The sequence below is a fragment of the Pseudomonas sp. P5_A2_2 genome (genome assembly GCF_054177685.1).
The window spans coordinates 1-11,177 of the sequence record NZ_JBGCUL010000080.1; the positions used below are offsets into that span (position 1 = coordinate 1).

The 11,177-nt window shown below is 60.6% G+C and carries 8 protein-coding genes; 7 read left to right on the forward strand and 1 reads right to left on the reverse strand.

Going from position 1 to position 11,177, the window contains the following annotated elements:
* The 3 genes from ACXRVY_RS08770 to ACXRVY_RS08780 all read left to right on the forward strand — a co-directional run.
* On the forward strand, positions 1 to 196 hold a 196-nt coding region (locus ACXRVY_RS08770; protein ID WP_458237258.1), incomplete at its 5' end, for an ArsR/SmtB family transcription factor.
* 33 nt (positions 197 to 229) lie between these two features.
* Positions 230 to 1,396 carry an MFS transporter gene (locus ACXRVY_RS08775; protein ID WP_223463813.1) on the forward strand — a complete coding sequence of 389 codons (1,167 nt, stop codon included), beginning with the start codon at positions 230 to 232 and terminating at the stop codon, positions 1,394 to 1,396.
* Between the two features lie 30 nt (positions 1,397 to 1,426).
* The gene (locus ACXRVY_RS08780; RefSeq protein ID WP_223463812.1) at positions 1,427 to 2,476 is read left to right on the forward strand and encodes an alkene reductase; all 1,050 of its coding nucleotides are present in this window, start codon (positions 1,427 to 1,429) and stop codon (positions 2,474 to 2,476) included.
* 355 nt (positions 2,477 to 2,831) lie between these two features.
* Here ACXRVY_RS08780 and emhR read toward each other — a convergent pair whose 3' ends face one another.
* Positions 2,832 to 3,464, reverse strand: a complete 633-nt coding sequence (emhR, locus tag ACXRVY_RS08785) for an efflux system transcriptional repressor EmhR (protein ID WP_223463811.1) — start codon at positions 3,462 to 3,464, stop codon at positions 2,832 to 2,834.
* Between the two features lie 264 nt (positions 3,465 to 3,728).
* Between emhR and ACXRVY_RS08790 the strand changes: the two genes are divergently transcribed.
* From ACXRVY_RS08790 to ACXRVY_RS08805, 4 genes are all read left to right on the forward strand, one after another.
* Complete coding sequence (locus ACXRVY_RS08790) at positions 3,729 to 4,886, forward strand: efflux RND transporter periplasmic adaptor subunit (protein ID WP_223463810.1); 1,158 nt, start codon at positions 3,729 to 3,731, stop codon at positions 4,884 to 4,886.
* 3 nt (positions 4,887 to 4,889) lie between these two features.
* Positions 4,890 to 8,051, forward strand: coding sequence for an efflux RND transporter permease subunit EmhB (gene emhB / locus ACXRVY_RS08795; protein ID WP_458237259.1), 3,162 nt, complete (start codon positions 4,890 to 4,892; stop codon positions 8,049 to 8,051).
* The gene (gene emhC, locus ACXRVY_RS08800; RefSeq protein ID WP_223463808.1) at positions 8,051 to 9,511 is read left to right on the forward strand and encodes an efflux RND transporter outer membrane subunit EmhC; all 1,461 of its coding nucleotides are present in this window, start codon (positions 8,051 to 8,053) and stop codon (positions 9,509 to 9,511) included. The genes emhB and emhC overlap by 1 nt, the downstream gene beginning before the upstream one ends.
* Before the next feature lie 442 nt (positions 9,512 to 9,953).
* Positions 9,954 to 11,177 (forward strand): OprD family porin (locus tag ACXRVY_RS08805; RefSeq protein ID WP_458237260.1); only part of this gene is annotated, 1,224 nt, incomplete at its 3' end.

The following is an 11,177-nucleotide window of genomic DNA, read 5'->3' on the forward strand; positions in this document are numbered from 1 at the left end:
CAGTAACGAGCACGGCGTCTGCGCCGGGCAGATCGATCAACGTTGTGGCCTGTCGCAGTCCACGGTGTCCGCACACCTGGCAACCCTGCAACGCGCCGGCCTGATCAGCAGCCGCAAAGTCGGCCAGTGGCATTTTTTCAAACGCAACGAGGAAACCATTCAGGAGTTCCTCAAAACCTTCAGTAAAGAGCTCTGACCCTTAACGTCAGCCAGCCAAAAGGAAATACCCATGCCCCTCTCGCTACTCATCCTGGCCTTGAGCGCTTTCGCTATCGGCACCACCGAGTTCGTCATCATGGGCCTGCTGCCCAACGTGGCAGCCGACCTCGGTGTGTCGATTCCTGGTGCCGGCTGGCTGGTGACCGGTTACGCCCTGGGCGTGGCCATCGGCGCACCATTCATGGCGCTGGCCACCGCCCGACTGCCGCGCAAGGCCGCCCTGGTAGCGTTGATGGGCATCTTCATTGTCGGCAACCTGCTCTGCGCAGTGGCCGGCGACTACGATGTGCTGATGTTCGCCCGTGTGGTCACCGCCCTGTGCCACGGCGCCTTCTTCGGTATCGGTTCAGTGGTAGCCGCCGGCCTGGTGCCTGCGAACAAACGCGCTTCGGCCGTGGCCCTGATGTTCACCGGCCTGACCCTGGCCAACGTCCTCGGCGTACCGCTGGGCACCGCCCTCGGTCAGGAAGCTGGCTGGCGCTCGACCTTCTGGGCCGTGACCGTGATTGGTGTGATTGCACTTATAGGCTTGATCCGCTTCCTGCCGGCCAAGCGTGATGAAGAAAAACTCGACATGCGCGCCGAACTGGCCGCACTCAAGGGCGGYGGCATCTGGCTGTCCCTGAGCATGACCGCGCTGTTTGCCGCCTCGGTGTTCACCCTGTTCACCTATGTCGCGCCGCTGCTGGGCGAAGTCACCGGCGTCTCGCCCCGTGGCGTGACCTGGACCCTGATGCTCATCGGCCTGGGCCTGACGGTCGGCAACATCATCGGCGGCAAGCTGGCCGACAAAGGCATGGCTGCGACGCTGATCGGCGTGTTCATCACCATGGCCGTGGTGTCCACCGTGCTGACCTGGACCAGCGTCGCGCTGATCCCGACCGAAATCACCCTGTTCCTCTGGGCCACCGCGTGCTTCGCCGCCGTACCGGCGCTGCAAGTGAACGTGGTGACCTTCGGCAACGCCGCACCGAACCTGGTGTCGACCCTGAATATCGGCGCTTTCAACATCGGCAACGCCCTGGGTGCCTGGGTCGGCGGCAGTGTCATCGCCCACGGCTTCGGCCTGACCAGCGTGCCGCTCGCCGCAGCCGCACTGGCGGTACTCGCCCTGCTGGTGACCCTGATTACTTTCCGTCAGAGCGGCAATCCCGATCTGGCCCCTGCTACCAACTGATCAACCATTACCTCACGAGGGTTGCTTTAAATGACGACTATTTTCGATCCGATCAAACTGGGCGACCTCGAGTTGGCCAACCGCATCATTATGGCACCGCTGACCCGCTGCCGCGCCGATGAAGGCCGCGTACCCAACGCGCTGATGGCCGAGTACTACGTACAACGCGCCTCCGCCGGCCTGATCCTCAGCGAAGCCACATCGGTGACGCCGATGGGCGTCGGCTACCCGGACACCCCGGGCATCTGGTCCAACGATCAGGTGCGTGGCTGGTCCAACGTGACCAAGGCAATCCACGGCGCGGGCGGCAAGATCTTCCTGCAACTGTGGCACGTGGGTCGCATTTCCCACGGTTTGTACCTGAACGGTGAAGCCCCGGTCGCGCCGAGCGCCATCCAGCCCAAGGGCCACGTCAGCCTGGTTCGTCCGTTGGCCGACTTCCCTGTCCCGCGCGCCCTGGAAACCGCTGAAATCGCTGACATCGTCGACGCTTACCGCGTCGGAGCCGAGAACGCCAAGGCGGCCGGCTTCGACGGTGTGGAAATCCATGCCGCCAACGGTTACCTGCTCGACCAGTTCCTGCAAAGCAGCACCAACCAGCGCACTGACAACTACGGCGGCTCCCTGGAGAACCGTGCCCGCCTGCTGCTGGAAGTGACCGACGCGGCGATCGAAATCTGGGGCGCCGGCCGTGTGGGTGTGCATCTGTCACCACGCGCCGACCTGCATGACATGGGCGACGACAACCTGGCCGAAACCTTCACCTACGTCGCTCGCGAACTGGGCAAGCGTGGCATTGCCTTCATCTGCTCCCGTGAGAAAGAAGGTGCCGACAGCCTCGGTCCGCAACTGAAGGAGGCCTTTGGCGGCCCATACATTGCCAACGAGCGTTTCACCAGGGACAGCGCCAACGCGTTGCTCGCCAGCGGCAAGGCCGATGCGGTCGCCTTCGGTGTACCGTTCATTGCCAACCCTGACCTGCCAGCGCGTTTGCAGGCTGACGCGCCGCTGAACGAAGCGCGTCCGGAGCTGTTCTACGCCAAAGGCCCGGTCGGTTACATCGACTACCCATCGCTGTAATCAGCAACCGTTGAAACGCAAAAGCCCCGACTCGAAAGAACCGGGGCTTTTTAATATTTGACGGTTTGACACTATCCACTGTGGGAGCGAGCTTGCTCGCGATGGCGGCGTAACCATCAACGAAGACGTCAACTGACACACCGCTATCGCGAGCAAGCTCGCTCCCACAGGGGCCGCGATCATCGGCAGGTGCTCACAGACTCGACACAAATTCCCTACAAAATACTGAGCTTGCTACCTGTCAACCTGCCGAGCGTGAGTATATAAAAGCACCCCATTGTCGAAGAGCGCGTGAAGAACTGTTCATCTGCGGCCTCAACGGTTGACACACAAGGCGCTAATTACGCATTTTGCTTTATTTACGCAGGCTGGGGCTGAAGCGCAACAAATCCAGCCCCGTATCGACCCAACGCTCGGCTTCGGTGTGCAATTCAAAACTGTCGGGGGCCAGCAACCACTGGTACAGAATGCCGTCTATATAAGCATGCAAGCTGATCGCGGCGCGGGCGGTGTCGAGGTTTTCCGGCAACTGGCCGCGATTCACGGCATTTCTCAGGGCCAGGCCGATCCGTACATTGCATTCGAGGCTGGCTGACACGCGCTGCTGGCGCAGGTCGCACATTTCATCGGTGAATTCGCACTTATGATAAAGAATCTCATTGATGCGGCGGGTTTTCGGGTCCAGCGCAATTTGATGAAACAAATGAATCAACAGTTTGCGCATGCAGCCCAGGGGATCCAGTTCGTCTTCGCTCTCGCTGGCCTTGGCCATTTCTTCCAGCGGCTCATGCAAGGTGTCGAGCATGGCCTGTACCAGATCCGCCTTGTTGCTGAAGTGCCAGTAAATGGCCCCTCGAGTGACACCGGCCAGGGTCGCGATGTCCGCCAGGGTCGTGCGCGCCACACCTCGCTCGAAAAAGGCCTTTTCGGCCGCCTCGAGAATTTGTGCGCGGGTTTCCTGAGCTTCCTCTTTGGTACGACGGACCATGGCAGTACAACCTCAATCAGGGTGCTTCAGCGATGTCTGAATATCAGCTGAATAAAAGTGGGGCGAACGTTCTGGGGGGCGTCCCGGGCCTGCATTTCCAACCTTTCAACGGCTTGTGTAACGGCGTTGATACGCAGCCCGGGTATTTACAAACAGCCATGTACGTAAGTATATTCATTAGCAAGCTACTTATCCACTCGGTAACCACTTTTCAACCTTCCACCTTTCTAGTGCGCTCCTTGCGCGCCTGACCCGAGGATTTTCATGCAATTCAAGCCAGCTGTTACCGCTCTGGTCGCCGCCTTCGCCCTGGCATCGCTGCTCAGCGGATGCAAAAAGGAAGAGGCAGCACCGGCCGCCCCACCGCCTCAGGTCGGCGTCGTGACTCTGCAACCGCAAGCTTTCACCCTGACGTCCGATCTGCCAGGTCGTACCAGTGCGTTCCGCATTGCCGAAGTTCGCCCGCAGGTCAACGGCATCATTCTCAAGCGTTTGTTCAAGGAGGGCAGCGACGTCAAGGCCGGCCAGCAGCTCTATCAGATCGACCCCTCGGTCTATGAGGCAACGCTCGCCAGCGCTGAGGCCAACCTGCGTTCGACCAAATCGATTTCCGACCGCTACAAGCAACTGGTCGACGAACAAGCCGTAAGCCGTCAGGAATACGACACCGCCGTGGCCAACCGCCTGCAATCGGAAGCCGCGCTGCAAACCGCCCAGATCAATGTGCGCTACACCAAGGTCTATGCCCCGTTGACCGGCCGTATCGGCCGTTCCTCGGTGACTGAAGGCGCGCTGGTCAGCAATGCCCAGGTCGACGCAATGGCGGTGATTCAGCAAATCGACCCGATCTACGTCGACGTGACGCAGTCCTCGGTCGAGTTGTTGCAACTGCGCCGCGAGCTGGAAAGCGGTCGCCTGCAAAAAGCCGGTGACAACGCGGCCTCGGTCAAGCTGACCCTCGAAGACGGCAGCGAGTACACGCTGGACGGCAAGCTGGAATTCTCCGAAATCTCGGTTGACCAGACCACCGGTTCCGTCACCCTGCGCGCGATTTTCCCGAACCCTGATCACACCCTTCTGCCTGGCATGTTCGTGCACGCCAAGTTGCTGGCCGGTGTGAACAGCGCGGCGATTCTGGCCCCGCAGCAAGGCGTGACCCGCGACCTCAAGGGTACCCCGACCGCACTGGTTGTCGGCCCGGACAACAAGGTCGAACTGCGTCATCTCAAGGCCAACCGCACCGTCGGTAACCAATGGCTGATCGAAGACGGCCTGAAGGCCGGCGATCGACTGATTACCGAAGGTCTGCAATTCGTCAAACCCGGCATCGAAGTCAAGGCCAGTGAAGCGACCAACGTAGCCGTAAGGAACCCGGCCCCCGCCCAGGTAGCTGATAAAGCGTCTGGCGACAAAGGGGAGTAAACCATGTCGAAATTTTTTATCGACCGTCCGATTTTCGCCTGGGTAATCGCCCTGGTGATCATGCTGGTCGGGGCTCTATCGATCCTCAAACTGCCGATCAATCAATACCCGAGCATTGCGCCGCCAGCGATCGCCATTTCCGTTGCCTATCCGGGTGCTTCGGCACAGACCGTGCAGGACACCGTGGTTCAGGTGATCGAGCAGCAACTCAACGGTATCGACCACCTGCGTTATGTCTCGTCGGAAAGTAACTCCGACGGCACCATGACCATTACCGCGACCTTCGAGCAAGGCACCAACTCCGATACCGCGCAGGTTCAGGTCCAGAACAAGCTGAACCTGGCCACCCCGCTGCTGCCGCAAGAAGTGCAGCAGCAAGGTATCCGCGTCACCAAGGCGGTGAAGAACTTCCTGTTGGTGATCGGCGTGGTGTCGCGTGACGGCAGCATGACCAAGGACGACCTGTCCAACTACATCGTGTCGAACATGCAGGACCCGATCTCGCGGACCGCCGGTGTCGGTGACTTCCAGGTGTTCGGTTCCCAGTACGCCATGCGGATCTGGCTCGACCCGGCCAAGTTGAACAAATTCAACCTGACCCCGATCGACGCCAAGACCGCCATCGCTGCGCAGAACGTCCAGGTGTCGTCCGGCCAGCTCGGCGGCCTGCCGGCCCTGCCCGGCACCCAGTTGAACGCGACCATCATCGGCAAGACCCGTCTGCAGACCGCGGAGCAATTCGACAAGATCCTGCTCAAGGTCAACAAGRATGGCTCCCAGGTTCGCCTCAAAGATGTCGCCGAAGTCGGTCTGGGGGGTGAGAACTACAGCATCAACGCCCAGTTCAACRGTGCCCCGGCATCCGGCCTGGCGGTGAAACTGGCCACCGGTGCCAACGCTCTCGATACGGCCAAAGCCCTGCGCGCGACCATCGACAACCTCAAACCGTTCTTCCCGCAAGGGATGGAAGTGGTGTTCCCGTATGACACTACTCCGGTGGTGACCGAATCGATCAAAGGCGTGGTTCACACCCTGGTCGAAGCGGTCGCACTGGTGTTCSYGGTGATGTWCCTGTTCCTGCAGAACTTCCGCGCCACCATCATCACCACGATGACCGTGCCGGTAGTATTGCTGGGTACATTCGGGATCCTCGCGGCAGCCGGTTTCAGCATCAACACCCTGACTATGTTCGGTATGGTGCTGGCCATCGGCTTGCTGGTGGACGACGCCATCGTCGTGGTGGAAAACGTCGAACGGGTGATGAGCGAAGAAGGCCTGTCACCCAAGGAAGCCACCAAGAAATCCATGGGCCAGATCCAGGGCGCACTGGTGGGTATTGCCCTGGTGCTGTCGGCGGTGCTGCTGCCGATGGCGTTCTTCAGCGGTYCCACCGGTGTGATCTACAAGCAGTTCTCGATCACCATCGTCTCGGCCATGGCCCTGTCGGTACTGGTTGCACTGATCTTCACCCCGGCGCTCTGCGCGACCATGCTCAAGCCGATTCCGAAAGGCGAGCACGGCACCCCGAAACGCGGCTTCTTCGGCTGGTTCAACCGCAACTTCGACCGCGGCGTCAGAAGCTACGAGCGTGGCGTGGGCAATATGCTCGCGCAAAAGGCCCCGTACCTGCTGGCCTACCTGATCATCGTCGTCGGCATGATCTGGCTGTTCACCCGTATTCCAACGGCGTTCCTGCCGGAAGAAGACCAGGGCGTACTGTTTGCCCAGGTGCAGACCCCGGCCGGTTCCAGCGCCCAGCGCACCCAGGTGGTCGTGGACGAGATGCGTGAATTCCTGCTGCGTCCGGGCAAGGATGGCGGTGAAGGCGATGCGGTGAACTCGGTGTTTACCGTAACCGGCTTCAACTTCGCCGGCCGTGGCCAGAGTTCGGGTATGGCGTTCATCATGCTCCGGCCGTGGGACGAGCGTAACGCCGACAACAACGTGTTCAAGGTAGCGGCCCGCGCCCAACAGCATTTCTTCACCTTCCGTGACGCCATGGTGTTCGCCTTCGCGCCACCGGCGGTACTGGAGTTGGGTAACGCCACCGGTTTCGACGTGTTCCTGCAGGACCGCGCCGGCATCGGCCACGACAAACTGATGGCTGCACGCAACCAGTTCCTCGGCATGGCCGCGCAAAGCAAGATTCTGACTCAGGTGCGTCCGAACGGCCTGAACGACGAACCGCAATACCAACTGGAAATCGATGACGAGAAGGCCAGTGCCCTGGGCATTACCATCGCCGATATCAACAACACCCTGTCGATTGCCCTGGGCAGTAGCTACGTCAACGACTTCATCGACCGCGGTCGCGTGAAAAAGGTTTACGTGCAAGGCCAGCCAGGCGCTCGAATGAACCCTGAAGACCTGCAGAAGTGGTACGTGCGCAACAGCAGCGGCACCATGGTTCCGTTCTCGGCGTTCGCCAGGGGCGAGTGGATTTACGGTTCGCCGAAACTGGCCCGCTACAACGGCGTGGAAGCGATGGAAGTCCTCGGGGCCCCGGCGCCTGGCTATTCCACCGGTGAAGCCATGGCCGAAGTCGAAGCCATCGCGCAGAAGCTACCGGCGGGTGTCGGTATTTCCTGGACCGGTCTGTCGTACGAAGAACGTCTGTCCGGTTCGCAAGCGCCAGCGCTGTACGCCCTGTCGCTGCTGATGGTGTTCTTGTGTCTGGCGGCGTTGTATGAGAGCTGGTCGATTCCGATCGCGGTGATGTTGGTGGTGCCGCTGGGGATCATCGGTGCATTGATGGCCACCAGCCTGCGCGGTTTGTCCAACGACGTGTACTTCCAGGTAGGTCTGTTGACGACCATTGGTCTGGCGGCGAAAAACGCCATTCTGATTGTCGAATTTGCCAAGGAACTGCACGAACAAGGGCGTAGCCTGCGCGATGCGGCAATTGAAGCCAGTCGCATGCGTCTGCGACCGATCATCATGACCTCGCTCGCCTTCGTTCTGGGTGTGGTACCACTGGCGATATCCACCGGCGCGGGTTCCGGTAGCCAGCATGCAATCGGCACCGGTGTGATCGGCGGTATGATCACGGCCACTGTGCTGGCGATTTTCTGGGTCCCACTGTTCTTCGTCACCGTGTCGTCCATTGGCCAGCGTAAAATCGCCGACCAGGATGACGCCATTGAAACTCCTCAAGAGGCTGGCTAATGAGCAAGTCGCTACTCTCCCTGGCAGTCGCCGCCTTCGTGCTCGGTGGCTGCTCGCTGATACCTGATTATCAGCAGCCCGAAGCGCCGGTGGCGGGCCAATACCCGCAGGGCCCGGCGTATTCGCCGGCCCAGGCACCGGCGCAAGCCGCTGCCGAGCAGGGCTGGAAGCAGTTTTTCCATGACCCGGCGCTGCAACAGCTGATCCAGGTTGCCCTGGAAAACAACCGTGACCTGCGTGTCGCGGCCCTGAACATCGACGCGTTTGCGGCGCAGTACCGCATCTCCCGTGCCGATCTGTTCCCGGCCGTCTCGGCCAACGGCACCGGCAGCCGTCAGCGCGTTCCGTCTAACGCTTCRCAGACCGGCCAAACCGGCATCGTCAGCTCCAACTCGGCCACAGTCGGGATCAGCGCCTATGAACTCGACCTGTTCGGTCGGGTTCGCAGCCTGAACGAAGAAGCGTTGCAGAAGTACTTCGCCACTGAAGAAGGCCGCCGCAGCACACAGATCAGCCTGGTGGCCAGCGTGGCCAATGCCTACCTGACCTGGCAGGCCGACCAGGAACTGTACAAGCTGACCCAGGACACCCTGGCCACCTTCGAGGAGAGCTACAAGCTCACCGCCCGCAGCAACGAAGTCGGGGTCGCCTCGGCCCTGGACCTGGCGCAGTCGCGTACCTCGGTGGAAAACGCCCGTGCGCAACTGGCCAAGTACACCCGTCAGGTCGCCCAGGACGAGAACAGCCTGGTGCTGCTGCTCGGCACCGGTGTCCCGGCCAACCTGCAAGCGGCCAAACCACTTGACGACGACCTGTTGAGCGACGTGCCGCCCGGCCTGCCGTCGGACTTGCTGCAACGTCGTCCGGACATCCTTCAGGCCGAGTACAACCTGAAGGCCGCCAACGCCAACATCGGCGCGGCGCGGGCAGCGTTCTTCCCGAGCATCAGCCTGACGGCCAATGCCGGCACCCTGAGCCCGGACCTGTCCGGCCTGTTCAAGGGCGGTTCGGGCACCTGGCTGTTCCAGCCGCAGATCAACCTGCCGATCTTCAACGCCGGCAGCCTGCGCGCCAGTCTGGATTACTCGAAAATCCAGAAAGACATCGGCGTGGCGAACTACGAGAAGTCCATTCAAACAGCCTTCCAGGAAGTCGCCGACGGCCTGGCCGCCCGCGAGACTTACGTCCAGCAGTTGCAGGCACAGAAAGATTTCGTCAGTGCCAACCAGGAATACTACCGCCTGGCCGAGCGTCGTTACCGCATCGGTGTCGACAGCAACCTGACCTTCCTCGATGCCCAGCGTCAGCTGTTCAGTGCGCAACAGGTGTTGATCACCGACCGCCTGGCGCAGCTGGTCAGCCAGGTCAATCTGTACAAGGCACTGGGTGGTGGCTGGAACGAACAAACGGCAAAGAACGAGCCGTTGAAAGAAGAAGCGCCGAAGATGAAGTATTTCTGATAGCGCTGTGAAAACACGGAGCCCACCTTTTTGGTGGGCTTTTTGTTGGCTGCGAGAAAAGTTGCGTTGTCAGTGATGGCACCATCGCGAGCAAGCTCGCTCCCACATTGGATCTTCAGTGTGAACACAGTTTTTGTATTCAACACCAATCCCCTGTGGGAGCGAGCTTGCTCGCGATGAGGCCGGTGCTGACACCATAAAACACTGCGTCATGTTGCGTTCGATAATCGCCCAAAACCCGCTTTTTACGATTGAACCATCCAGTACATTCCACGCACCATCCGAACCACAAAACCAATAACAACAGGTTCGACACCATGCCCCCGCGCCTTGCCCTCTCCGGCTGATCCGCTTCGTTTGTACTGATTTCGAAAATTCGTCTGCAACCCCGGGTTGCGGCATCACCGCGCTTCATCCCCAAGAATTAGAGAGACCCGAGCTCATGACGTCTTCCACCGCGCAGTATTTCGTACCCAGCCTGATCGTCGCCGCCCTGGCCAGCGCCGCCCTGCCCGCCTATGCCGAAGAGTCGGGCTTCGTCGATGGGGCCAAGGTCAACCTGAACCTGCGCAACTTCTACATCAACCGCAACTTCACCAACCCGACCAAGGCCCAGGGCAAGGCCGAAGAGTGGACGCAAAGTTTCATCCTCGACGCCAAATCCGGGTTCACCCAGGGCACCGTCGGGTTCGGCATGGATGTGCTCGGTTTGTATTCGGTGAAGCTTGATGGCGGCAAAGGTACCGGTGGTACGCAACTGCTGCCGCTGGATCACGACGGTCGCCCGGCAGACAACTTCGGCCGCACCAACGTGGCGTTCAAGGCCAAGCTGTCGCAGACCGAAGTGAAAGTCGGCGAGTGGATGCCGGTACTGCCGATCCTGCGCTCCGACGACGGTCGCTCGTTGCCGCAAACCTTCCGCGGCGGCCAGATCACGTCGAAGGAAATCAATGGCCTGACGCTCTACGGCGGCCAGTTCCGCCAGAACAGCCCACGGGACGACAGCAGCATGGGCGACATGTCGATGACCGGCAAAGCGGCGTTCACCTCCGACCGTTTCAACTTCGAGGGCGGCGAGTACCTGTTCAATGACAAGCGCACCCAGATCGGTCTGTGGAACGCCGAGCTCAAGGACATTTACAGCCAGCAATTCGTCAACGTGATCCACAGCCAGCCGCTTGGCGACTGGACCCTGGGCGCCAACCTGGGCTTTTTCTACGGCAAGGATGACGGCAGCGCCCGGGCTGGCGAGCTGGACAACAAAACCATGTACGGCTTGTTCTCGGCCAAGTACGGCGGCAACACGTTCTATGTCGGCCTGCAGAAACTCACCGGCGACAACGCCTGGATGCGGGTCAACGGCACCAGCGGCGGCACCCTGGCCAACGACAGCTACAACTCCAGCTACGACAATGCCCGGGAACGCTCCTGGCAGGTACGCCACGACTACAACTTCGTCGCCCTCGGCGTGCCGGGCCTGACTCTGATGAACCGCTATATCAGCGGCGACAATGTGCACACCGGCAGCATCACCGATGGCAAGGAATGGGGGCGTGAAAGTGAACTGGGCTACACCGTGCAGAGCGGTGCGCTGAAGGACCTGAACCTGAAATGGCGCAACTCGACCATGCGTCGCGACTACAGCAACAATGAGTTCGATGAGAAC

Bases quoted from the DNA above. Each gene is read 5' to 3' on its own strand.
- ACXRVY_RS08780 (WP_223463812.1), top strand. From the start codon at position 1,427: ATGACGACTATTTTCGATCCGATCAAACTGGGCGACCTCGAGTTGGCC.
- emhR (WP_223463811.1), bottom strand. From the start codon at position 3,464: ATGGTCCGTCGTACCAAAGAGGAAGCTCAGGAAACCCGCGCACAAATT.
- ACXRVY_RS08790 (WP_223463810.1), top strand. From the start codon at position 3,729: ATGCAATTCAAGCCAGCTGTTACCGCTCTGGTCGCCGCCTTCGCCCTG.